Origin of the sequence: uncultured Azohydromonas sp. (genome assembly GCF_937926365.1) — a bacterium.
Lineage (GTDB): Bacteria > Pseudomonadota > Gammaproteobacteria > Burkholderiales > Burkholderiaceae_C > Azohydromonas.
On record NZ_CALAOH010000117.1, the window covers coordinates 1 to 23455 of the forward strand.

21 protein-coding genes and 1 tRNA gene are annotated in these 23455 nt (G+C 70.0%); 12 read left to right on the forward strand and 10 right to left on the reverse strand.

Annotated elements, in window-relative coordinates; genetic code table 11:
* The 8 genes from Q0741_RS11980 to gloA all read left to right on the forward strand — a co-directional run.
* A partial coding sequence (locus Q0741_RS11980) for an energy transducer TonB (RefSeq protein ID WP_298233435.1) occupies nucleotides 1-351 on the forward strand: 351 nt, incomplete at its 5' end.
* 62 nt (nucleotides 352-413) lie between these two features.
* Nucleotides 414-1211 (forward strand): MotA/TolQ/ExbB proton channel family protein, encoded by a 798-nt coding sequence (locus Q0741_RS11985; protein WP_298233436.1) that lies wholly within the window; start codon nucleotides 414-416, stop codon nucleotides 1209-1211.
* A gap of 18 nt (nucleotides 1212-1229) precedes the next feature.
* Complete coding sequence (locus Q0741_RS11990; protein WP_298233437.1) at nucleotides 1230-1664, forward strand: biopolymer transporter ExbD; 435 nt, start codon at nucleotides 1230-1232, stop codon at nucleotides 1662-1664.
* 24 nt (nucleotides 1665-1688) lie between these two features.
* Entirely contained in the window at nucleotides 1689-2111 is a 423-nt protein-coding gene (locus Q0741_RS11995; RefSeq protein ID WP_298233438.1) for a biopolymer transporter ExbD, read from the forward strand.
* 44 nt (nucleotides 2112-2155) lie between these two features.
* Nucleotides 2156-3118 (forward strand): MBL fold metallo-hydrolase, encoded by a 963-nt coding sequence (locus Q0741_RS12000; protein WP_298233439.1) that lies wholly within the window; start codon nucleotides 2156-2158, stop codon nucleotides 3116-3118.
* A gap of 192 nt (nucleotides 3119-3310) precedes the next feature.
* Entirely contained in the window at nucleotides 3311-3808 is a 498-nt protein-coding gene (locus Q0741_RS12005; protein ID WP_298233440.1) for a hypothetical protein, read from the forward strand.
* A gap of 374 nt (nucleotides 3809-4182) precedes the next feature.
* Nucleotides 4183-4980 (forward strand): SDR family NAD(P)-dependent oxidoreductase, encoded by a 798-nt coding sequence (locus Q0741_RS12010; RefSeq protein WP_298233441.1) that lies wholly within the window; start codon nucleotides 4183-4185, stop codon nucleotides 4978-4980.
* A 68-nt stretch (nucleotides 4981-5048) separates the two neighbouring features.
* The gene (gene gloA, locus Q0741_RS12015) at nucleotides 5049-5450 is read left to right on the forward strand and encodes a lactoylglutathione lyase (protein WP_298233442.1); all 402 of its coding nucleotides are present in this window, start codon (nucleotides 5049-5051) and stop codon (nucleotides 5448-5450) included.
* Nucleotides 5451-5454: 4 nt separating this feature from the next.
* Here gloA and eda read toward each other — a convergent pair whose 3' ends face one another.
* Complete coding sequence (gene eda, locus Q0741_RS12020) at nucleotides 5455-6087, reverse strand: bifunctional 4-hydroxy-2-oxoglutarate aldolase/2-dehydro-3-deoxy-phosphogluconate aldolase (RefSeq protein ID WP_298233443.1); 633 nt, start codon at nucleotides 6085-6087, stop codon at nucleotides 5455-5457.
* Nucleotides 6078-7886 (reverse strand): phosphogluconate dehydratase, encoded by a 1809-nt coding sequence (edd, locus tag Q0741_RS12025; RefSeq protein WP_298233444.1) that lies wholly within the window; start codon nucleotides 7884-7886, stop codon nucleotides 6078-6080. Before edd ends, eda begins: the two co-directional genes overlap by 10 nt.
* Nucleotides 7887-7998: 112 nt before the next feature.
* On the opposite strand from edd, the gene Q0741_RS12030 reads away from it, so the two are divergent.
* Nucleotides 7999-8616: a gamma-glutamylcyclotransferase gene (locus Q0741_RS12030; protein WP_298233445.1), complete on the forward strand. Its 618-nt coding sequence runs from the start codon at nucleotides 7999-8001 to the stop codon at nucleotides 8614-8616.
* A gap of 84 nt (nucleotides 8617-8700) precedes the next feature.
* Here the strand turns inward: Q0741_RS12030 and Q0741_RS12035 are convergent, their stop codons facing one another.
* A complete protein-coding gene (locus Q0741_RS12035) occupies nucleotides 8701-9351 on the reverse strand; it encodes an NTP transferase domain-containing protein (RefSeq protein ID WP_298233446.1) in 651 nt (216 codons plus the stop codon).
* A gap of 135 nt (nucleotides 9352-9486) precedes the next feature.
* Here Q0741_RS12035 and pdxH point away from each other — a divergent pair, with 135 nt between their 5' ends.
* The gene (gene pdxH, locus Q0741_RS12040; RefSeq protein ID WP_298233447.1) at nucleotides 9487-10125 is read left to right on the forward strand and encodes a pyridoxamine 5'-phosphate oxidase; all 639 of its coding nucleotides are present in this window, start codon (nucleotides 9487-9489) and stop codon (nucleotides 10123-10125) included.
* Between the two features lie 60 nt (nucleotides 10126-10185).
* On the opposite strand, the gene msrA is transcribed toward pdxH, so the two are convergent.
* The 3 genes from msrA to Q0741_RS12055 form a co-directional block, all read right to left on the reverse strand.
* Nucleotides 10186-10719: a peptide-methionine (S)-S-oxide reductase MsrA gene (gene msrA, locus Q0741_RS12045; protein ID WP_298233448.1), complete on the reverse strand. Its 534-nt coding sequence runs from the start codon at nucleotides 10717-10719 to the stop codon at nucleotides 10186-10188.
* Nucleotides 10720-10835: 116 nt separating this feature from the next.
* Nucleotides 10836-12077, reverse strand: coding sequence for a PQQ-dependent sugar dehydrogenase (locus Q0741_RS12050; RefSeq protein WP_298233468.1), 1242 nt, complete (start codon nucleotides 12075-12077; stop codon nucleotides 10836-10838).
* A gap of 216 nt (nucleotides 12078-12293) precedes the next feature.
* Nucleotides 12294-16055 (reverse strand): DUF748 domain-containing protein, encoded by a 3762-nt coding sequence (locus Q0741_RS12055; protein ID WP_298233449.1) that lies wholly within the window; start codon nucleotides 16053-16055, stop codon nucleotides 12294-12296.
* Nucleotides 16056-16123: 68 nt separating this feature from the next.
* On the opposite strand from Q0741_RS12055, the gene Q0741_RS12060 reads away from it, so the two are divergent.
* Entirely contained in the window at nucleotides 16124-16921 is a 798-nt protein-coding gene (locus Q0741_RS12060) for a YdcF family protein (protein ID WP_298233450.1), read from the forward strand.
* Between the two features lie 207 nt (nucleotides 16922-17128).
* Here the strand turns inward: Q0741_RS12060 and Q0741_RS12065 are convergent, their stop codons facing one another.
* Nucleotides 17129-18694, reverse strand: a complete 1566-nt coding sequence (locus Q0741_RS12065; RefSeq protein ID WP_298233451.1) for a UbiD family decarboxylase domain-containing protein — start codon at nucleotides 18692-18694, stop codon at nucleotides 17129-17131.
* A gap of 286 nt (nucleotides 18695-18980) precedes the next feature.
* Here Q0741_RS12065 and Q0741_RS12070 point away from each other — a divergent pair, with 286 nt between their 5' ends.
* A complete protein-coding gene (locus Q0741_RS12070; RefSeq protein WP_298233452.1) occupies nucleotides 18981-19823 on the forward strand; it encodes a lytic transglycosylase domain-containing protein in 843 nt (280 codons plus the stop codon).
* A 231-nt stretch (nucleotides 19824-20054) separates the two neighbouring features.
* Here Q0741_RS12070 and Q0741_RS12075 read toward each other — a convergent pair.
* The 3 genes from Q0741_RS12075 to Q0741_RS12085 all read right to left on the reverse strand — a co-directional run bounded on the left by Q0741_RS12075 (nucleotide 20055) and on the right by Q0741_RS12085 (nucleotide 23425).
* Nucleotides 20055-20131, reverse strand: a tRNA-Val gene (locus Q0741_RS12075).
* A gap of 172 nt (nucleotides 20132-20303) precedes the next feature.
* Nucleotides 20304-22559 carry a bifunctional (p)ppGpp synthetase/guanosine-3',5'-bis(diphosphate) 3'-pyrophosphohydrolase gene (locus tag Q0741_RS12080; RefSeq protein ID WP_298233453.1) on the reverse strand — a complete coding sequence of 752 codons (2256 nt, stop codon included), beginning with the start codon at nucleotides 22557-22559 and terminating at the stop codon, nucleotides 20304-20306.
* Nucleotides 22556-23425: an alpha/beta hydrolase gene (locus Q0741_RS12085; RefSeq protein ID WP_298233454.1), complete on the reverse strand. Its 870-nt coding sequence runs from the start codon at nucleotides 23423-23425 to the stop codon at nucleotides 22556-22558. The genes Q0741_RS12080 and Q0741_RS12085 overlap by 4 nt, the downstream gene beginning before the upstream one ends.
* Nucleotides 23426-23455: the final 30 nt, after the last annotated feature.

Sequence of the window (23455 nt, forward strand, 5' to 3'; positions counted from 1 at the left end):
CCGCCCGCCCCCCCGGCCCCGCCGGTCGAGGCCCCGCCCGCGCCGCCGGCGCCGGTGCAGCGCACGGCCCCGGTGATCAACTTCTCCGGCTGTGCCAAGCCCGAATACAACGCCGCGGCGCGCCGCGCCGAGGCGCAGGGCTCGACCCTGATCAGCTTCCTCATCGACACCGACGGCCACGTGCTGGAGAGCCGCATCGACCGCTCCGCCGGCCCCACGCGCGAGCACAAGATGCTCGACCGGCTGGCGGTGGAGGCGCTGTCGCAGTGCCGCTTCAAGCCCGGCACCGTCAACGGCCAGCCCGAGCGCTCCTGGTCGCGCGTGGAGTACGTGTGGAAGCTGGTGGACTGAGCTTTCACCCGACGCGCCGCCGACCCGATTCCTACCTCTCCCCTTCGCATCCGTTCCCGAACATGCCTTCCAAGAACCGATCCTTCTGGCCCCGGCTGCTGAGCGCGGGACTGCTGGCCGTCTGCCTGCACGCCGGTGCGCAAACGGCGTCGGCCCCGGCGGCCACCGCCGCGCCCGCACCGGGCGCCGTGCAGCAGGAGAGCGTGGAGAACCCCTATGGCTTCGAAGCCATGTGGCGCCAGGGCGACTTGGTGGCGCGCGGCACGCTGCTGCTGATGCTCTTGATGTCCATGGGCAGCTGGTACGTCATCTTCACCAAGCTCGCCGAGCAGCACCGGCTGATGAAGAGCGCCGAAGCCGCGGGGCGCAGCTTCTGGAACGCCGACAGCGTGCAGGCCGGCACGCAGACGCTGCAGGAAGGCAGCGCCTTCCGCTTCATCGCCGAGGCGGGGCTCAAGGCCAGCGAGCACCACGAGGGCAAGCTCACCGAGCAGATCGACCGCCACACCTGGATCTCGATGTCGATCCAGCGCGCCATCGACAACGTCGCCAGCCGGTTGCAGGACGGGCTGGCCTTCCTGGCCACGGTGGGTTCCACCGCGCCCTTCGTGGGCCTGTTCGGCACCGTCTGGGGCATCTACCACGCGCTCACCGCGATCGGCATCAGCGGCCAGGCCAGCATCGACAAGGTGGCCGGCCCGGTGGGCGAGGCGCTGATCATGACCGCCATCGGCCTCGCGGTCGCGGTGCCGGCGGTCATGGGCTACAACTGGCTGATCCGGCGCAACAAGGCGGCCATGGAGCGGGTGCGCGGCTTCGGCAGCGACCTGCACAGCGTGCTGCTGGCCGGCAAGCGCTGACCGCTGCGGAGCGCGGCCATGGCCATGGGCGTGGCGCCGCAGGACGGCGGCGACGAGGACGCGGTGATCGCCAGCATCAACACCACGCCGCTGGTGGACGTGATGCTGGTGCTCTTGATCATCTTTCTGATCACGGTGCCGGTGGTGACGGCCAGCATCAAGCTGGAGCTGCCCAAGGAGCGCAACCAGCCCACGCAGACCAAGCCCGAGAACGTCGTGCTGGCGGTGGACCGCGACGGTGCCCTGTACTGGGGCCTGGAGCCGCTGAGCGTCGCCGAACTGCAGGCGCGGCTGCGCGCCGTGGCGGCCAGGGACCCGCAGCCCGAGGTGCACATCCGCGGCGACATGGCCGCGCGCTACGAGGCCGTGGGCCGGCTGGTGGCGGTGTGCCAGAAGGTGGGCATTCGCAAGGTCGGTTTCATCACCGAGCCGACGCCCACGGGCGGGCGCTGAACCCGGCCCCAGGAGGAGACGCCGATGGCGATGCAGTTTCGCGACGACGGTGACAACGACGGCCTGATGGCCGAGATCAACACCACGCCGCTGATCGACGTGATGCTGGTCTTGCTGATCATGTTCATCGTCACGATCCCGATCCAGACCCACGCGGTGAAGATGGAGCTGCCGGTGGCCGCGCCCTCGGCGCCGCCCACGCCGCCGACCATCGTGCGCATCGACGTGGACGCCGCCGGCAGCGTGAGCTGGAACGGCGAGACGCTGGACCACGCGGCGCTGGAGGCCCGGCTGGGCGCCGCTGCGGCGCAGACGCCGCAGCCCGAGCTGCACCTGCGCGCCGACCGCGCCGTGCCCTACGCGGCGGTGGCCGGCGTGCTGGCCGCGGCGCAGCGCCAGCGCGCCACACGCATCGCGCTGGTGGGCAATGAGCAGTTCCTGCCCTGAGCCGCCGCGCTTTCAACCCGAACACCCCGACGAGATTGACCCCTATGTCTCTTCCCTCCTTCATCCAGCCCATCGGCGACGGCGTGTACGCCATCGACACCGGCTTCCAGCGCGAGGGTTTCGATGCCGCCTGGCTGCTGGTGCAGGATGGCCGCGCCGCCTTCATCGACACCGGCACCAACTTCGCGGTGCCGCGGCTGCTGGGCGCGCTGGAGGCGCTGGGTTTGCAGCGCGAGGCGGTGGAGATGGTGATCCCGACACACGTGCACCTGGACCATGCCGGCGGCGTGGGGCAACTGATGCAGGAGCTGCCCGCGGCCACGCTATGGGCGCACCCGCGCGGCGCGCGCCACCTGATCGACCCGCGCGTGCTGTACCAGGGCGCGCTGGCCGTGTATGGGCAGGAGGAGATGGACCGCTCCTACGGCCGCCTGGTGCCCGTGGACGCCGCGCGCGTGAAGACCACCGAGGAAGGCATGGCGCTGAACCTGGCCGGCCGCACGCTGCGGGTGCTGGACACGCCGGGCCACGCCCGCCACCACCACTGCCTGTGGGACGAGGCCAGCCGCGGCGTGTTCACCGGCGACACCTTCGGGCTGAGCTACCGGGAGTTCGACGTGGACGGGAAGGCCTGGATCTTTCCGACCTCCACGCCGGTGCAGTTCGAGCCGGGGCCGCTGTGCGAATCGGTGAACCGCATCGCGGCGCTGAAGCCCGAAAAGCTCTACCTCACCCACTTCGCCGCCGTGAGCGACGTGCCGCGGCTGCAATCGCTCTTCCTGGAACTGCTGGATGGGATGGTGGCGCTGGCGCACCAGGTGCCGGCGGGGGCCGGGCGGCATGAGGGGCTGAAGGCGCGCCTGTTCGACCTCTACCTCGGCAGCTTGCGGGCGCATGGGTGTGCGCTTTCGGACGCGCAAATCCATCAATTGCTGGAAATGGACCTGGAGTTGAATGCGCAGGGGATTGAGGTTTGGTTGGAGAAAGAGGCCAAGGGAGCAGGTTGATAGGCGACGCCCTGCATTTGCTTTCATGTATTTTCGGCCTTTCAGCCCCATTTCCCTGACCAATTGAAGCTTTCTCGTCACACCGGCGCAAGCCGGTGTCCAAAACCACCGGACTGCATTCTGACTTGGGTGGGCAACAGCTTTTGGTGACGTTACTGTTAGCCATCCTCAATTCTGGAGCTGGATTATTCCATGCTGGATTCCCTTGTACGCATTCTCGCCACTTGCGGCACAGGGCACGCCGTGATGCCCCCGACCGAGTTCTATAACGAGGGTTGGATGCTGAGACTCGTACTCGACTATGTGAGCCGACAGGACAAACATACTTCTCCGCTGTCATTCGCACCCGGGGCTGGCTGGTATTCAGAGGCACTCCTGCCCTCCCGCTTCCTGCGCACTTCTCGCTTCGTAATCGCACCGGCCTCTCGTATCGACATGAAGCTGTTCGACAGCTCGGTAACCAGGGAGAGTATTGAAAACAAGGTGCGCCGTCGTGTTGCCGCCTACGAAGGCAGTCAGGACGCATTCCTAGAAGTCTTCCTGCCCCTTATTGCCCGCATCCGGCTCGCAGTGTTGTCATGGGAAAGCATCCTGGACAGCTTTCCGCTGGACGACGACACAAACGGACTTGGGCACTTCTACCAGCAGTGCCTACGATTCAATCTGCCTGACCAATTACCTATCAAATAATCATTGTCGCCAGCAGTTGGCGCTTGACAGAGCTGCCGAATCCGAGCACTCGCCTACAACGCAGGAACGTGTAAGTCCTTGGAAACAGAATCCCGCCGACCCGGAATACACCCTCGCTCGGAATCCCATGAATTACGGATCTCTGAAATATAAGTTATCCGCATTCGCAGTACCGAAGTATTTGTTTTAAACTTTCCTGGCGTTTTGGAAATGGTCGCAAGAGGCCTGAAACCATTGAAGGCCAAATCAGGCTCGTATGCCAGCTGGGGCCATTGCAACTGGGGGCGTCCCCAGCCCTTTTCACCAGCCTCTCCAAACCCCTTCCTGCCAGCGCCTAGACTGGCCTTTCCGATCCATCACGGGAGGCAATGGACATGGCAGACATCGGCTTCGGCCTGGATGAACGGGTGTTCGTGGTCACGGGCGCGGCGCAGGGCATTGGCGCGGCCTGCGCGCGGCGGCTGGCGGCGGACGGGGCGCGCGTGGCGCTGTGGGATCTCAACGACGCCGCCGGCGCCGCGCTGGCGGCCGAACTGGGCAGCGAGGACGGGCGCGCGCTCTACCAGCGCTGCGACGTCGCCAGCGCCGACGAGGTGCAGGCCGCCATGGCGGCGACGCTGACCTTCTTCGGGCGCGTGGACGGGCTGGTGAACAACGCCGGCATCTTCCGCGCCGCGGAGTTCCTGGACATCACGGAGGCCGACTGGGACGCCGTCATCGGTGTCAACCTCAAGGGCGCGTTCCTGGTCGGCCAGGCCGTGGCGCGCGAGCTGGTACGCCAGGGCACGGGCGGCGCGATCGTCAACATGAGCTCGGTCAACGGGCGCACCGCCATCCCGACGATCGCCAGCTACAACGCCAGCAAGGGCGGCATCGACCAGCTCACGCGGGCGATGGCGCTGGGACTGGTGCGGCAGCGCATCCGCGTCAACGCGGTGGCGCCGGGCACCATCGCCACCGAGCTGGCGCGCCAGGCGGTGCTCACCAGCGAGGAGGCTAAGGCACGCATCCTCAGCCGCACGCCCATGGGCCGCCTGGGCGAGCCCGACGAGGTGGCGGACACGGTGGCGTATTTGCTGAGCGACGCGGCCAGCTACGTCACGGGCGAGATCGTCGTGGTGGACGGCGGGCGCATGGCGCTGAACTACACGATGCCGCCGATGCCCGCCTGAGGGCCGGGGACGGGAGCCGGCTGGCACACTCGCCGGCTTCCTTTGCAACACCAGAGCAGGACTCTCCGATGCGACTCCTCCACACCATGCTGCGCGTGGGCAACCTGCAGCGCTCCATCGACTTCTACACGCAGGTGCTGGGCATGGAGCTGCTGCGCACGACGAAGCGGCCCGAGCAGCAGTACGACCTGGCCTTCGTCGGCTATGCCGGCGGCAACCCGGGCCAGGCCGAGATCGAGCTGACCTACAACTACGGCGTGGACCAGTACGAGCTGGGCACGGCCTACGGCCACATCGCCATCGGCGTGGAAGACGTGGCCGCCACCTGCGCCGCGGTGCGCGAGAAGGCCGCGGCGCTGGGCGGCGCCATCACGCGCGAGCCCGGCCCGGTCAAGGGCGGCAGCACCGTCATCGCCTTCATCACCGACCCGGACGGCTACAAGATCGAGTTGATCCAGCGCGGCACCTGAAGGCTCACGCCCTCAACGCCTGCGCCTCCCGCGCCAGCTGCGTGATGCGCGCCCAGTCCCCCGCCGCCACCGCATCGGCCGGCGTGAGCCAGGAGCCGCCGCAGACCTTCACGTTGGGCAGCGCCAGGAAGTCCGGCGCGTTCTGCGGCGTCAGGCCGCCGGTGGGGCAGAAGGCCACGTCCGCGAAGGGACCGGCCAGCGCCTTGAGCATCGGAATGCCGCCCGCCGCCGCCGCCGGAAAGAACTTCAGGAAGTTGAAACCGTCGATGTTGGCGGCCATCACTTCCGAGGCGGTGGAGACGCCGGGCAGCAGCGGCAGGCCGATCTCCCGGCACTCCAGGCCGATCTCCGAGACATAGCCCGGCGTGACGGCGAACTGGCAGCCGGCGTCGCGCGCGGCGCGGGCGTCGGCCACCGAGCGCACGGTGCCCGCGCCCACGATGGCATCGGGCACCTCGCGCGCGATGGCCTCCATGCACTGCAGCGCCACCGGGGTGCGCAGCGTCACCTCCAGCACGCGCACGCCGCCTTCGACCAGCGCCTGCGCCATCGGCACGGCGTCTTCCAGGCGCTGCAGAACGATCACGGGAATGACCGGCCCGAAACCGGCCAGTTCGATGGGGTTGGTTACAGCCATGTGCAGGCGCCCTCCTCGGCGCTGTTGACGTTGCGGCGCATGCCGCCGAAGAGCTCGCGGCCCAGGCCGTGGGCGTTGTCCACGGCCTGCTCCGGAGAGATGGTTTCGGGCTGGCGCGCAGCCCAGGTGGTGTCGTCGATCAGCACTTGCAGCGTGCCGGCCTCGGCGTCCAGGCGGATCAGGTCGCCGTCGCGCACCCGCGCCAGCGGACCGCCGTCCAGCGCCTCGGGCGTGACGTGGATGGCCGCGGGCACTTTTCCGGACGCGCCACTCATGCGCCCATCGGTGACCAGCGCGACCTTGAAGCCTTTGCCTTGCAGCACCGCCAGCGGCGGCGTCAGCTTGTGCAGCTCGGGCATGCCGTTGGCGCGCGGGCCCTGGAAGCGCACCACGGCGATGAAATCGCGCTCCAGCTCGCCGGCCTTGAAGGCGTCCATCAGCGCCTCCTGCGAGTCGAACACCCGCGCCGGGGCCTCGACCACGTGGCGGTCCTGCGGCACCGCCGAGACCTTGATCACCGAGCGGCCCAGGTTGCCCGTGAGCAGCTTCAGCCCGCCGGTGGCGGAGAACGGCGCGCCATGGGTGCGCACCACGGCCGGGTCGATGGGCGACGGCGGCAGCGCGCTCCAGGCCAGCCGGCCGCTCTCGCGCACCGGCACTTGCGTGTAGGCGCCGATGCCGCCCTCGGCCACGGTCAGCACGTCCGGGTGCAGGCAGCCCGCCTCCAGCAGCTCGCGCAGCACGAAGCCGGGGCCGCCGGCCTGCTGGAACTGGTTCACGTCGGCACTGCCGTTGGGATAGACCCGCGCCAGCAGCGGCACCACGGCGGAGAGCTCGGCGAAGTCGCTCCAGTCGATGCGGATGCCCGCCGCGCGCGCCACCGCCACCCAGTGGATGAGATGGTTCGTGGAGCCGCCCGTGGCCAGCAGCGCCACCATGGCGTTGACGATCACGCACTCGTCCACCTGCTCGCCGATGCGCTGCTGGCGCTGCACCAGCGACAGCGCGGTGCGCACCGCCTCGCGGCTGAGGTCCTCGCGCAGTCCGTCATGCGGGTGGATGAAGGCGGCGCCGGGCACGTGCAGGCCCATGGCCTCCATGAGCATCTGGTTGCTGTTGGCGGTGCCGTAGAAGGTGCAGGTGCCGGGGCCGTGGTAGGCGGCGCTCTCGGCCTGCAGCAGCGCCTCGCGCCCCACCTGCCCCTGCGCGTACTGCTCGCGCACGTGCGACTTCTCGGTGTTGGACAGGCCGCTGCTCATGGGCCCGGCGGGCACGAAGACGCAGGGCAAGTGGCCGAAGTGCAACGCGCCGATCAGCAGGCCCGGGACGATCTTGTCGCAGATGCCCAGCAGCAGCGCCGCGTCGAAGACGTCGTGCGTCAGCGCGATGGCGGTGCCCATGGCGATGGTGTCGCGCGAGAACAGGCTCAGCTCCATGCCCGGCGTGCCCTGCGTGACGCCGTCGCACATCGCCGGCACCCCGCCGGCCACCTGCAGCGTGGCGCCGTTGCGGCGGGCCTCGTCACGCAGCAGCGCGGGGTAGCTCTCGTAAGGCTGGTGCGCCGAGAGCATGTCGTTGTAGGCCGTGACCACGCCGATGTGCGGCGCGCGCTCGGCCACGATGCGCAGCTTGTCGTTGCCCGGCAGCGCGGCGAAGGCATGCGCGACGTTGGCGCAGCCCAGGCGGTCGCTGCCGCGCTTGCGCTCGGCCAGGCGCCGCACGCGCGCCAGGTAGGCGCCGCGGCTGGCCGCACTGCGTTCGCGAATGCGGTCGGTGATGTCGAGGATGGCGGTCTTCATGGGCGTAGCAGCGTCATGTAACTCAGTTACTCATTCTGAAGTAACTGAGTTACAGCGTCAATGGGTCCGGACCCAGGGGCCGGCAAGCGCTGCACCCGCTACGCTCGCCGGCATGGACCCGACGCTGCTGCAAGAAAGCCTGCAATTGCGCGATCCGCTCGCGCTGCTGCGGCAGACGCTGCGGCAATGGGATCGCGGCGACCTGTGGGTGTTCGGCTACGGCTCGCTGATCTGGCGCCCGGAGTTCGATGCCGAGGAGCAGCGCCCGGCGCAGGTGCATGGCTACCACCGGGCGCTGCGCATGCGCTCGCGCGTCAACCGCGGCACGCCCGAGCGGCCGGGGCTGGTCTATGCGCTGCTGCCCGGCGGCTCCTGCCGCGGCGTGGTGTACCGCGTGGCGCAGCCGCGGGTGGAGGAGGAATTGACGCGGCTGTGGGCGCGCGAGATGCCCACCGGCGTCTACGACCCGCGCTGGCTCAAGTGCCACACGCCGGGCGGTTCGGTGCGGGCGCTGGCCTTCACGCTGAGCCGGCGCAGCCCCAGCTACACCGGGCGGCTGACGGAGGAGGAGTTGCTGGAGGTGTTGCGCCACGCGCGCGGGCGCTTCGGCAGCACGCTGGACTACCTGCTGCACACCGCCACCGCGCTGCGCCGCCACGGCATGCCAGACCGCGAGAGCGAGAAGCTGCTGGCGCTGGCGCGCCGGCATCGGCTGATCGAAGGCGGCTGAGGCAAGAAACGGCCGCCTGCATGAGGCGGCCTTCAAGCCCTGCAAGGGCTGCAGGGACGAGCCGGCGAGCCCGCCCCGAGAGGATCAAAAGGCCGGCGGCGCCGGCGCCCAGGCGCGCGGACCCGGCGGCGGCGCGGCTTGCTGGGCCAGGTCCTGCAGCGATTCCAGGTCCAGCTGCGTGCCGGGATCGTCCACGTCCACGCCGCAAGACGGGTAGCGCGCCACCAGGCGGCGCGCGCCGCTGTCGTCGGGCAGTTGGACCAGCTCCGAGTACAGCTCCGCGGCGAAGCCCACCGGGTGGCCGCGCCGGCCCGCGTGCTGGGCGTAGGCCACCGCGTGCACGCGCAGCGCCTGCGCCACCGCCACCAGCGTGCCGGGCTGCACCAGCGGCATGTCGGCCGGCAGCACCACCCAGCCCGACGCGCCGGGCCGCGTGCCAACACCAGCCGCAATGCAGTCACACAAGCTTGGCACTGCCGTGCCGCCATCGGGCCGCTTCACCTCGGGCAGGACCACCACGTCGCGCGCGGCCACGTGGGCGCGCGCGCTGGCTTCGAGCCTGGGCGTGGTCACCACCAGCACCGGCAGCTCGCTGGCCACCACCTGACGCAGCGTGGCATCGAGCATGTCGGGGTCGTCAAGCTGGCGCGGCGCGCGCAGCGGACCGTAGAAGCGGCTGCCACGACCGGCAGCCAACACGATCACCGTGGGGCAGAACGCCATATCGAGCACCATCTTTGACCTCCACGAACACCTCCGGGTGCCCAAGGGCGGCAGTCTCGTTGCAGCGCAACAAAAATCAAAGTGGGAACTGTCCCTAGGGCGCACCGAGTAAGAGATCCCCCGAGATACCGGGTTTATCCTTGGTCCATGGACACCCGACTCGCCGACCTGCGCAAGAGCTATGAGCGCGCCGAACTCGATGAAGAAGCCTCCCTGGCCGATCCGCTGCGGCAGTTCGAGCTGTGGCTGAAGCAGGCACTGGAGGCGCAACTGCCCGAGCCCAACGCCATGACCGTGGCCACCGTCGGGCCCGACGGCCGGCCTTCCACGCGCGTGGTGCTGATCAAGGGCTGCGATGCGCGCGGCATCGTCTGGTACACGAACTACGACAGCCGCAAGGGCCGCGAGCTGGCGCACAACCCCTTCGCGGCGCTGCAGTTCCACTGGGTCGAGCTGGAGCGCGTGGTGCGCATCGAGGGCCGCGTGGAGAAGACCAGCGCCGAGGAGTCGGACGCCTATTTCAACTCGCGCCCGCTGGATTCGCGCCTGGGCGCCTGGGCCTCGCCGCAGAGCGAGGTCATCAGCGGCCGCGCGGTGCTGGTGGCCAATGCCGCCAAGGCCGGCGTGCGCTTCGGCCTGAACCCGCCGCGTCCGCCGCACTGGGGCGGCTACCGGCTGGTGCCCGACCGCTGGGAGTTCTGGCAGGGCCGCAAGTCGCGCCTGCACGACCGGCTGCGCTACCGGCTCCAGGACGGCCAGTGGGTGCGCGAGCGTCTGGCGCCGTAGGTTCACGAAACCGTTCGGGCTGAGCCTGTCAAAGGGCTCAGGGCGAACGGGGCATGCAGCTCAGGCAGCCTTCACCCGCCATTTAAAAGTCTTCCTGAACTTCTCCACCTTGGGCGCCACCACGAAGGCGCAGTAGCCCTGCCCGGGGTGGTTGGCGAAGTAGTGCTGGTGGTAGTCCTCGGCACGGGAGTAGTTGTCTTCGGGCATCAGCTCCGTGACCACGCGCCCGCCCAGCGCCTCGTTCACCTCGGCCAGCACCTCGCGCGCCACGGCCGCCTGCGCCTCGTCGTGGGTGTAGATGCCGGAGCGGTACTGCGGCCCCACGTCGTTGCCCTGGCGGTTGCGCGTGGTGGGGTCGTGGATGGTGAAGAAGATCTCCAGCACCTCGCGCAGCGGGATGCGCTGCGGATCGAAAGTGACACGCACCACCTCCGCGTGGCCTGTGTCACCTTGGCACACCTGCTCGTAGCTCGGCCGCGTCACGTGGCCGTTGCTGTAGCCGGACTCCACCGCCAGCACCCCATCGACCAGCTCGTACACCGCCTCCAGGCACCAGAAGCAGCCGCCGCCCAGGGTGATCGTCTCGGACGCCATGTGCGCCTCCTTTCGCATGCGGCCGCCCAGCGCGGCCGCGACGCGCGGATTCTGCGGCGCGGCCGATCAGCCCTTCGGCCGCGCAGGTCGAAGCGCCGGGCGGCCCGCGCCGCGGCTCAGGGCTGCTGGTAGGTGATGCGGTAGAGCGCGCCGGCGTAGTCGTCGGACACCAGCAGCGAGCCGTCCTTCATCACCGCCACGTCCACCGGACGCCCGCGCAGCGTGCCGGTCTCGCCATCCAGCCAGCCGCTGGCGAAGACCTCGGTCTTGTCGGCCGTGCCATCGGGCTTGAGCGAGGTGAAGAGCAGTTGCGCGCCGTTGGGCTTGGTGCGGTTCCAGGAACCGTGCTGGACCGAGAAGAGGCCGCCCTGGTACTTCGCCGGGAACTGCCGGCCGGTGTAGAAGACCAGCCCCAGGTCGGCCGCGTGCGCCTCGGTCAGCACCTGCGCGGGCGTGACGTTGGACGGCAGCGGGTCCTTGTCGTACTGGTGCTCGGTGATGCGCGTCTTGCCCTGGATCCACGGGTAGCCGAAGAACTGGCCCGCCTTGGTGGCGCGGTTGATCTCTCCGTTGGGAATGTCATCGCCCATGCCGTCGGTCTGGTTGTCGGTGAACCAGAGCGTGCCGTCCTTGGGGTTGAAGTCCATGCCCACGGAGTTGCGCACGCCCGTGGCGAAGACCTCGCGCTTGCTGCCGTCGAGCTCCATGCGCACGATGCCGCCGATGCCCCACTTGTTGTAGAGGTCGAGCTTCTCGCGTGGGGGCACGTTGAAGGGCTGACCCAGCGTGACGTAGAGCTTCTTGTCCGGGCCGATGCGGCAGGTGCGCGCGCCGTGGTTGAAGGACTCCTCCTCCACCGGGATCAGCCCACCCTGCGGCACCACCTCCGCCACCGCCACGTCGGGGCCCTCGTAGAAGAATTCGGCCGCGGGGAAGTTCAGCACCCGGTTGTGCTCGGCGACGATGAGGAAGCCGTCCCGGGTCCAGCACACGCCGTTGGGGTTCTTGAAGTTCAGGCTGGGCGCGAAGGGCTTCACCTCGTCGGCCATGCCGTCGGAGTTGCGGTCCGTGACCGCCCAGACGGTGGTCTTGCGCGTGCCCACGAACAGCATGTTGGTGGTGGGCGCAACGGCCATGTGGCGCGCATCGGGCACGACGGCGTAGAGATCGATCCTGAAGCCCGGCGGCAGCTTCACGCGCTTGAGGTTCTCGCGGATGGCGTTGGCGTTGCGCCCTTCCTGCGGCACCGGCGGGATGTTGAGGTCGGTGCCCGAAACCTTGAACTGCTTGAGTTTGTCGATGTTGGCCGGCGCGGCAGGTGCTGCGGGCTGCGCCCTTGCGACGCCGGCCAGCAGCAGCGCGCCGGCCAGCAGGCCCAGGGCAAACGGTCGATCGAGGTGCTTCACAGGCTTGTCTCCTTCACCGTTGAGCCGTTGCCGCCGCAACGGGGGCGGCACGGCCTGTCCGGCGCCGCCTCGGCGCCGGCTCGCGCCACTGTGGGCGCGGCCCTGACACGGAGGCAGATGGGGCAAGTCCCTAGGGCGCGCCGGCCCGGATGGGGCAAGCGTGCCGTTTCAGCGCAGCGACAGCTCCACCTGTGGCGCCCAGGGCGCCGCCTTCTCGCCCTCGGCCTTGGTCTGGTGCAGCCGTGGCGCGGCCACGAACAGCCGCTCGCCCGGCACGCCATGGGCGATGAGCGCGTCGCGCACCGCCAGCGCGCGCTGCACCGCGAGCTGGCGCGCGCTGTCCTCGGTGACGGCGATGGCCGCCAGCAGCCGCTGCTCCATCTCGGCCGCCGGCAGCTCGCGCGCCAGGCCGATGAAGTTGCGCGGCTTGTTGGGCAGCGGCGTGTCGGCATAGATGCGGCGCAGCAGCGCCTCGCGCTCGGCAGCGGTGGGTGGCGGCAGCTCGGCCTGCGCCGCCGCGCCGGCGCGCAGCGCCTGCCTGCGCTGCTCGGCGCGGATGCGCGCCTCCAGCTGTGCGCGGCGGATGGGCTCGGCCTCGGCTTGCGGGTCGGCTTCGCCGGTGATGGTGGTCTGCAGCTCGGGCTTGTCCTGCAGCGCCTGGGCCGCCTTCTGCAGCACGTCACGTCCGGCCTCGGCCGGCAGCGCGCTGCCGGGGTCGAAAGCCACGCGGCTGAGATCGGGGCCGTTGGCACCGGCCAGCAGCGCGAAGGGCGAGGTCACGGCCTTGATCAGCAGGTTGCCGATGAGGCGCAGGATCACGCCGCCGATGCTGAACTGCGGATCGTTGAGGCTGCCACTGACGGGCAGGTCCAGGTCGATGTTGCCGTGGCGGTCCTTGAGCAGCGACACCGCCAGCAGCACCGGCAGCTTGGTGGCGCTGGGCGACTCCACGCGCTCGCCGAAGGTGAGCTGGTTGAGCGTGAGGCGGTTGCGCGCCTGCAGCCGGCCCTCGTTGTCGATGCGGTAGCCGACGTCCACGCTGAGCTTGCCGCGCTCGATGGCGTAGCCGGCGTACTTGCCGGCGTAGGGCGACAGCGGCGGCAGCTCCAGCCCGGTGGCGCGGGCTTCGATGTTGAGCTCCGGCGGGTTGTTCAGCGGGTTGAGCGTGCCCTGGATGTCCAGCACCGCGCTGCCCGCGGCCCGGCCGCGCAGCGACAGCGGCGCCAAGCCCGGGCTGTCCGAACGCAGCGGCCCCAGCGTGCCGTTGAGCTCGGTGAGCTCGGCGCTGTAGTTGGGACGGACGAAGCGGTCGTTGAAGTCGATGCGGCCGTTGAGCAGCGTGGTGCTGCCCAGCACCAGGTCCATCGGCAGCTCGCGCGTGCGCGCGGGCAGCGGCTCGCTGACCACCACACCGCCGGGCGCAGAGGCGGACGCGGGGGCGGAAGCGGGGGCGGACGCGTCCGCCGCGGTTGCCGGGGCGGCCAGCACGCCCGGGGCTGCGGCGACGTCGGTGTCGAGCACGGGGCGGCCACGCAGGTCCTGCAGGTTGAATCGGCCCTGCTCCGTCACCACCAGCCGGGCGAAGAAGTCCGACAGCGTCGTGGCCTGCAGCTCCACGCGCGGCTTGGCGCCGGGCTGGACCGAGGCATTCAAGCCCTTGAGCGCCAGCGACTGCCAGCTCAGCAGCTCGTCGTCCTCGGTCTGCCCGCGCGAGGCGACCACGTGCACGCCGCCCAGCAGCGCGTCGCCGCGCAGCTGCACGCGCGGCCCGTCCGCGCCGAGCGCGAGGCTGAGCTCGCCGTCGAAGCCGGCTTCTCCGTGCAGCAGGTGCAGCGGCAGTGTGCCACCGGCGTAGGCCTGCAGCAGGTGCACCGGCAGCCGCTCGATGCGCCAGCGCCCGTCCAACGCCAGCGGCTCCAGCTGCAGCCGGCCGTTCCACTGCAGGCGGCCGGGCGTCTTGTCCTCCGGGTCGATGAGCTGCAGTCCCAGGCTGGCACGCCGCGCGCCGCCGGCCAGGGGCCACTGCAGGTCCTGCAGCGCCAGCCGCAGCTTGCTCAGCTCCAGCGCCACCGGCGCCTGCGGTTGCGGCTGCGCGTCACGCCAGCGCACGCGGCCGTCGTCGATCTGCAACTGGCCCAGCCGCACGCGCCAGCCGGGGCTGGCCACCGCGCCGTTGCGCGTCGGCGCCGGCGGGGACGCGGCCGGCGTATCCGCGGCCGACGGGAACCAGGACACGGCGTTGAGCCGGCCATCGGCATCGCGCGCGAGCTGCAGCGCGGGCGCCTGCAGGCGCAGCCGGCCAACCTCCACCGCCTGGCCCGGCAGCGCGACGCGCACGTCCTCCAGCGCCAGCGCGTCCCAGGCCGCCAGCGGTGGCGCGGCTGGCGCGGCCGGGTCCAGCAGGCGCAGACGGTCCAGCCGCGCCTGCGCCAACTCCACCGTCTGCAGCCCGGCGGGCGTCCAGCCCAGCTGGCCCTGCACGCCCAGCTGGCCCTCCGGCAGCGGACGCAGCGCCTGCGCCAGCAGCGGCGCCAGCGGGCGCAGCGGCAGCGCCTTCAGATCGAAGTTCAGCGTGCCGCCCTCGGCCGCGGCTTGGCCCGACAGCTTCAGCTCCCCGGCCGGGGCGTCGGCGCCGCCCTCCTCCGGCCGCAGCCGCGCCGAGGCCTCGAAAGGCATGGCGGCCTGCAGCGGCCATTGCAGCTCGCGCGCCTGAGCGTCGAGCGCCTCCACGCGCCAGCGCAGCTTCAGCGCGTCGTCGCGCCAGTGCAGCGCCGCGCCCTTGATCTCCAGCGCCTGCGCCGACACTTTCCATGCGGCCTCGGACGCCGTGCCATCCGCCGCACCCGAGGCGGCCTTGGCGCTCTCCTTGGCGGGTTTCGCCGCCGCGACCTCGGAGCCGCCCAGTGCCAGCAACAGCTGCCCTTGCGCATCCCGCCCGGCGTGCAGGTCGAGCCCGTCCAGGCTGACGGGGCCGAGGGCGATGCGGCGACGCAGCGGCTGCGAAGGCTGGATCTCGACCTGCAGCGACTTCCAGCCCAGCAGCGGCTCGCCGCGGCCGTCGGCCAGCGCCAGATCCTGCGCCCGCAGCCGGCCCTGCACGTCCAGCTCCGGCGTGCCGTCGTCGGCCAGGCGGAAGCGCAGTTGCAGTTGCGTGCCGAACTGCCCGCGCTCCAGCTTCAGGCCGCCGGGCAGGTAGGGGCTCAGGGACGCGAGATCTAGCGCCTCCAGGCGCAGCTCCAGCGTGCTGTCGCGGTGGCGCGAGAAGGGCGTGGTGCTGGCGCCGCTGTCGAAGCGGCTGCCGTCGAGCACGAAGGCCAGGCGCGGCTGCACCTGCGTCTCCACGTCCGCGGGCAGGCTGGAGATGAAGGGCAGCTCCAGCTGCAACTCGCTCAGCTCGTGGCGCACGCCGCGCGTCTCGTCCTGGTAGAGCAGCTCGCCGCGCTCCAGGCGCAGGTTGTGCAGCGCGAAGCGCGGCGGTGGCGTGTCGCCACTGGGTTCGGCCTGGGGTTGAGCGCTCAACCGCTGCAACATGTCGTCGAGGTCGGTGCCGCCGTCTGCACGGCGCGTGATGCGCAGCCGTGGCGCGGTGACCTCGATAGCGCTGAGCACCGGGGCGCGCCACCACAGCGAGCTGGCCTCCAGGTTGAGCAGCAAACGCTCGATCTGCGCCTGCGGTGCCGGCGCGGCGGCGCCCTCGGCCTGCGGCGCGGCGGTGCCGGCCAGCGTGATGCCCTCGACGGTAAGCCGCAGGTTCCAGGGCGTGAACCGGATGCCGTCCACGCGCAGCTCGCGGCCCAGCAGCTCGCTGCCGCGCTGCTGCAGTTGCCACTTCAACAGTGGCGGCAGCGCCAGCGCGCCCAGCAGCCACAGCACTCCCAATGCGATTACCAGCGCGGCGAGCCATCGCGCCGCACGCTTGCCCTTGAACATCCGTGTTTTGCTGATCAGTGCGGGCGGCCTGCGCACAATGCGCGCCACCCGGGGTGAGGGAACAACCAATGAACGAGATTGTGATGCGGCTGGGCCTGGAGGCCTGGAAGCCGGCGCTGGGCACGCTGCTGCTGCCGCCCGTGCCGGCGCTGTTGCTGGTGCTGTTGGGCTTCAGGCTGCGCCGGCACTGGCTGGGCACGCTGCTGATGGGCGTGGCGGTGCTGGCGCTGTGGCTGGGGGCGTGCGCGGGGGCGGCGGAATGGGCCCGGCACCGGCTGCTGGCGCCCCCGCCGGCCGTGAGCCCGGCTGCGCTGAAGGCGCTGCGGCCGGCACAGGCCGCCATCGTCGTGCTCGGCGGCGGCAGCGAGAACCAGGCGCCGGAATACGGCACGTCCAGCTTGAGTCCGTGGTCGCTGGAGCGGCTGCGCTACGGCATCTGGCTGTCGCGCGGCAGCGGCCTGGGGCTGGGTTTCAGCGGCGGCGTGGGCCACGCGGGCCTGCCCGGAGAGGCCGAGGCCACGGTGGCGGCCCGCATTGCGCGCGACGAGTTCCACCATCCGCTGCGTTGGGTGGAGAACGGCTCGCGCGACACGCGCGAGAACGCCGCGCGCACGCTCGCGCTGTTGCGGACGCAGGGCATCACCGACATCGTGTTGGTGACCCAGGACTGGCACATGCCGCGCGCGCAGCGCGCCTTCGAGCAGGCCGCCGCGGCGGCCGGCATGGCCTTGCGCGTGACGCCGGCGCCGGTCGGCTTGGCGCCGCGCATCGAGCATCCGCTGCTGCGCTGGCTGCCCAGCAGTGAGGGCTTCACGCTGATGCGCCAGGTGCTGCGCGAGCGCATCGGCCTGCTCATGGGCGCCTGAGGCGGCCCCAAAAAAGCGAACCCCTCCGCGCCAGGGCGCGGAGGGGACGGGCGATTGCCATCGCCGTTGGGGCTCCGGAGGTAGGCGGTCCGGGGCTCCTGTTGCGCAGAAGACTGCGCCACTTGCATGAACCTGCCGCAGCAGGCGAGGCAAAGTTAACGCAGGGCCGGGGCCGCTACAAGTTTGGCGACGGCTGCGGCAGGGACATCACGCGCCGGGGCCGCGAGACATGAGACGCTCAAAAAGTGCGTCCATTCGAGACTGCACCGCGGGCTCCATGGTGATGGTGCGGCCCCACTCGCGCTGGGTCTCGCCGGGCCACTTGTTGGTCGCATCCAGCCCCATCTTGCCGCCCAGGCCACTCACGGGCGAGGCGAAGTCCAGGTAGTCGATTGGCGTGTCCGATACCAGCGTCGCGTCGCGCACCGGGTCCATGCGCGTGGTGATGGCCCAGATCACGTCGCGCCAGTCGCGGATGTTCACGTCCTCGTCCGTGACCACGATGAACTTGGTGTACATGAACTGGCGCAGGAAGCTCCACAGCCCGAACATGAGCCGCTTGGCGTGGCCCGGGTAGGCCTTGCGGATCGAGATGACCGCCAGGCGGTAGCTGCAGCCTTCGGGCGGCAGGTAGAAGTCCACGATCTCCGGGAACTGCTTCTGCAAGATGGGCACGAACACCTCGTTCAGCGCCACACCGAGCACCGCGGGCTCGTCGGGCGGCTTGCCGGTGTAGGTGGAGTGGTAGACCGGGTCGGGCCGCTGCGTGAGCCGGTCCACGCGGAACACGGGGAACCAGTCCTGCTCGTTGTAATAGCCGGTGTGGTCGCCGAAAGGGCCTTCGAGCGCATGCAGGTAGCCACCGCGCTCCTTGAGCGGCACGCCGTCCTCGCTCACGCCCTCGTAGCCCGGCTCGGCCGTGGGGATGTGGCCTTCCAGCACGATCTCGGCGCTGGCCGGCGCCTGCAGCTTCAAGGCGCCCTCGCCCACCGAGGTGTCCGCCAGTTCCGTCCGGCTGCCGCGCAGCAGGCCGGCGAACTGGTACTCCGACAGCGTGTCCGGCACCGGCGTGACCGCGCCCAGCAGCGTGGCCGGGTCAGCGCCCAGCGCCACCGCGATCGGGAACGGTTGCCCCGGGTTGGCGCGGGCGAACTCGCGGAAGTCCAACGCGCCGCCGCGGTGTGCCAGCCAGCGCATGATCAGCTCGCGCCGCCCGATGAGCTGCTGGCGGTAGATCCCCAGGTTCTGGCGCGTGCGCGGCTGCGCTACCGATTGCGGTCCGCGCGTGATCACCAGACCCCAGGTCAGCAGCGGGCCGGCGTCGCCGGGCCAGCACAGCTGGATCGGCAGCCGGTGCAGGTCCACCTCGTCGCCCTGCAGCACCTGCGCCTGGCACGCGGGCGAAGACACGCGTGCGGGCTTCATGTCCCACAGCGCCTTGGCCATGTGCAGTAGCCGCCCGGCGTCCTTGAGCCCGCGCGGGGGTTCGGGCTCCTTGAGACTAGCCAGCAACCGGCCGATCTCGCGCAGCTCGGAGGTGTCCTGTGCCCCCATGCCCAGCGCCACGCGGCGCGGCGTGCCGAAGAGATTCGCCAGCACCGGCATATCGTGGCCAGTGGCTTTCTCGAACCACAGCGCCGGACCACCGGCCTGCAGCACGCGGTCGCTCAGCGCCGTCATTTCCAGCCGGGGGGACACCGGTTCTCTCACGCGACGCAGCTCGCCCAAGCGTTCAAGTTGCACGACGAAGTCCCGCAAGTCGCGGTATTTCATTACCTATAGCTATTAAAGAGTGGTTTGATATTCTTGACCGGTTATTTGAACCGTTCCTAGAATGAGTCCACCTGGCGGAGACCAGGGTTGTCCCGATCCCCTATTCAGGGGGAACGCTGCCTTGCAGCCCGTGGCGTCCATGGTGCTACGGAGAAGGGCCCGACCGGTGCGGGGGCCTGCTGCCGAACCATTATCGCCGCCGCCCCCGTGGCGTCCGGGACGCCCCACGCTGGGCGCTCGGACGACGCGCCGGTTGGACGAAAGGAGAGCAATGACAGCGCTTGTCATGTTGCGCGCTCTGCGCGCCTCGGTCGCCGTCTTCCTGCGCGACGTCTTTTCCGGGCTGCTTCAAGTCAGCCACAACACCCTGGCCTTGCTGGGCCTTACGGTCGTGGCGGTGCTGGCCTTCGCCGGCAGCCACGCCGACCTGCGCCACGAGGTCGAACGCGCAGCCCTGGGCTGGCTGCAATCCCGCCACGAGGCCCGCGCCGAGCGCGAAGGAGACCTGCTGGTGACGCTGTCCGATCCGCAGGGCGTGGCCCGCGCCACGGCGACCGACCCGAAGGAGCTCGACCGCCAGCAGGCGGCCGTGGCCAAGTGGCTGTCGCGCCGCTACCGGGTGGCGCCCGAGCCGATCAGCCGCCTGGTGCAGGAAGCGTGGCAGGTGGGGCAGAAGGCCGGGCTGGAGCCCACGCTGATCCTGGCGATCATGGCCGTGGAGTCCAGCTTCAATCCCTTCGCCCAGAGCGCCGTGGGCGCGCAGGGGCTGATGCAGGTGATGACGCGGGTACACGACGACAAATACGAGCGCTTCGGCGGCACGCTGGCTGCCTTCGACCCGGTCACGAACCTGCGCGTGGGCGTGCAGGTGCTCAAGGAATGCATCGCCCGCGCCGGCGGCGGTCTGGAAGCCGGGCTGCGCCACTACGTCGGCGCGGCCAATCTTCCCGAAGACGGTGGCTACGTGAGCAAAGTGCTGACGGAGCAGCGCTATCTGCGCCAGGTGGCCAGTGGCCGCGGCGTGCCGGTCAACGCTCCGACGCCGGCCGTGCGTCCTGCACCCACCAACGTCAACGCGGCCGAGCAGACCGCCGCTGCGGCGAGCGACCAAGTAATCGCGCTGCGCTGAAGCGCGCGCCGCGAGCGCCCCATTTCGACGGCCCTTCGGGGCCGTCCTCGCAATCGGCGTCACGCCTGCGCTTGGTCTCCGCACAAGGGCTTCAGGCTGCTGCCCAGGCAGTTGTGCGGCGAGCTGAAGCGCAATGAACCCTTCCTGCTTCCAACCCGCTGCACCTGCGGCGCTTTTTTGCCTCCCGAAAGCAAAAAGCCCTTGACGAGATCACTCGTCAAGGGCTTGCATTGGTAGGCGCGATTGGACTCGAACCAACGACCCCCACCATGTCAAGGTGGTGCTCTAACCAGCTGAGCTACGCGCCTGTCGTTCGCTGAAGCCGCTATTCTATACGCACTTTTGTCAGCTGCGCAAGCAGCTCTGGCGAAAAATTTGAAGAATTTGCTTCAACCTGCTTTCTGAGTTCCACCGAGGACGGGAGCGGGCGCGGTTCGATGACTTGATGCCCCGCTCCGCACCCGCCCTCAACGCTTGCGCTCAGCGCCGCGCTGCGCGCCGCACACCGCCGATGCGCTGCACTTGGCGCAGCACCTGCGCCAACCGCGCCGCGTCGTTGACTTCGACGGTGATGTTCATGCGCGTGCTGCCACCGTGCACGTCGCGCACCGACTGCATCTGCATATCTGTGACCTTCATCTTCTCCTTGGCGAAGAGCTCGGAGATGTCGCGCAGCAGCCCGGGGCGGTCGGCAGCTTCCACGGTCACACCCACCGGGTACAGCGCAGTCTGGTTGCCGTGCGGCTTGCCCCACGCTACGGCAATGACGCGCTCGGGCGCCTGCTGTGCGGCATGGCGGAAGTTCACGCAGTCGGCCCGGTGCACCGCTACGCCCTTGCCTCGGGTGACGAAGCCGGCGATGGCATCCGGCGGCGCGGGGCGGCAGCAGCGCGCAAGGTTCGTGAGCAGCGATTCCACGCCCACCACCAGCACGCCGCCGCGCGGCCCGCCGGCGGGTGCGGTGGCGCGCTTGGTAACCAGCTCCTCCACTGGCGGCGCCGGCTCGGCCGGGCGCAGCAGCTGCTCGATGTTGCGCAGCGAGTACTCGTCCTTGCCCACCACCTCGAAGAGTGCATCGGCACTCTTGAAGCCCAGCCGCGAGGCCAGGTCTTCGAGCTTGAGCGCCGTGCGGCCCTCACGCTGCAGCAGCTTCTCCACCGCTTCGCGCCCGCGCGCGATGGTGTCGCGCTGCGCCAGCGCGTTGAACCAGGCGCGCACCTTGGAGCGCGCCCGCGGGCTGGCGAGATAGCACAGCTCCGGATTGAGCCAGTCCAGCGATGGGCCGCCTTCCTTGGTCGCGCTAACCTCCACCGTCTGCCCGCTGCGCAGCGGCGTGTTCAGCGGTATCAGCGCCCCATCCACGCGCGCGCCGCGGCAGCGATGGCCGAGGTCGGTATGCACCGCGTAGGCGAAATCCACCGGCGTGGCACCGGCGGGCAGCTCCACCACGGTGGCCTGCGGCGTGAAGACATAGATGCGGTCATCGAAGGCGCCGGGCTCGCCGGACTGAACGAAGTCGCGCTCCCAGGCCAGCAGCTGGCGCAGCACGGCCTTGCGCGCCTCGGCCACGCGCTCCTCGAACTCGCCCGCGGCGCTGACGCCGGCGTAGCCGCGCGCGCCCGCCTCCTTGTAGGCCCAATGCGCCGCGACGCCGTACTCGGCATGCTCGTGCATGGCGCGGGTGCGGATCTGCACTTCCACCGGCCGGTCCTCGTCATCGAGCACCACCGTGTGCAGCGACTGGTAGCCGTTGGGTTTTGGTTTGGCGATGTAGTCGTCGAACTCGCCTTCCAGCGGCCGATAGCGCTCATGCACGCGCGCCAGCGCCGCATAGCACTGCGGCACGTCGTCCACCACCACGCGCAGCGCGCGCAGGTCCAGCACGCGCTCGAAGCCCAACCGCTTGCCCTGCATCTTTTTATAGATGCTGTAGATGTGCTTGGGCCGCCCCTGCACAGTGGCGTGGATGCCGACCTCGGCCAGCTCCTGCGCCAGCTCGGCACGGAAGCGTTCCACACCCTGCTCGCGCTCGCTGCGCTTCTCGTGCAGCAGCGTGGCGATGCGCTTGTACTCGGCCGGCTGCAGGAAGCGGAAGGCCAGGTCCTCCAGTTCCCACTTGATCTGCCAGATGCCCAGCCGATTGGCCAGCGGCGCGAACACCTGCTGCGACTCCAGCGCCAGGTCGTGCGGACATGACAGCTTGCTCGCGGCGTACCAGCGCAGCGTCTGCAGCCGCGAGGCCAGGCGCAGCAGCACCACGCGCAGGTCGCGCGAGAAGGCCAGCAGCATCTTGCGCACGCGCTCGGTCTGCAGCGCGCGCGCGGGCTCCTCTACGCGCGCCTGGCGCGCTGCGCGCTGGATCTGCACCAGCTGCCGCGCGTGGCTCACCAGCCCAGCATAGGACGCACCGAAGGCCTTCTCCAGCACCTCCTCGGGCTTCTGCAGGTAGTCGCTGGCATAGACCAGGTAGACCGCCGCCTGCATTGCGGGTGCCGCGCCGATGCTGCGCAGCACCGCGCACACGCCGTCCGCGTGCGCAAGCACGTCCTCGCCGGTGTCCAGATGGCGCTGCCACAGCAGCGGCTCGGCAAAGGCCCGCGCGCGCTGCAGCGCCAACAGCCCGGCATCCTCGGCCGACAACGTCCCTTCGGCGGAAGCCGGCAAGTCCGGCAGCTCCGCCAGCTCAACGATGGTCGCCGGCCGCGCCGTAACCCATTCGGACTGCAGGCTTCTCATGGGGACAACAGGAAATCGCGTACGACTTCCACCTGATCGGGCTGCACCAGCATCGGGGCGTGGCCCACGCCCTCGAACTCGACCAGCTTCGCGCGCGGGCCGCGCTGCGTCATCGCCTGCGCAGCGGCATGCGACAGCAGGTCCGACTCCGCGCCGCGCAGCAGCAGCACCTGGCAGCGCAGCGCTTCATAGGCATGCCACAGCGCCGCATTGCCGGCCGCGACCGAATCCGGCGTGACTGCCTTGAACACCTCGGCGATGCTCAGGTCGTAGTGCAGCGTGAAGCCCGAGCCCTCGACCTTGAGCTGCGGCCGGCACAGCGCCAGCCACTGCTCGGCCGTGTGCGGACCGAAGCTCTCGGAGACGGTGTGCAGGAAATCCGCCGCCTCCTGCTCGGTATCCCAATGGCGTTTCTCGCCCACGTAGTCGCCGATACGCCGCAGACCCTCGAACTCCAGGGACGGGCCGACGTCGTTGAGCACCATGCGCCGCAGCGGCGCGTTGGCCAGCGAACCCAGCCCCATGCCGATGAGCCCGCCCATGGACGTGCCCACCCAGTCGATCTCGCGCGCATCTAGCCGCGCCAGCAGGTTGACCATGTCCGAGACGTAGAAGGGCACGCTGTAGCCGGCCGGGTCGCGTAGCCAGTCGGAGTGGCCGCGTCCGAGCACGTCCGGGCACACCACGCGGTATTCATGGCACAGGGCACGCGCGAGGGTGTCGAAGTCGCGCCCCTGGCGCGTGAGGCCATGCACGCACACCAGCACGCGCTCGTTGGTCGGGTCGCCCCACTCCCAGCACGCCATGCGGTACAGCGCGCCGGGGCGCAGGCATGGCACGTGAATCAGCCGCGGCGAATCGTTCATGATGGCTCCCGTTTGTCTTTGAACCATCGT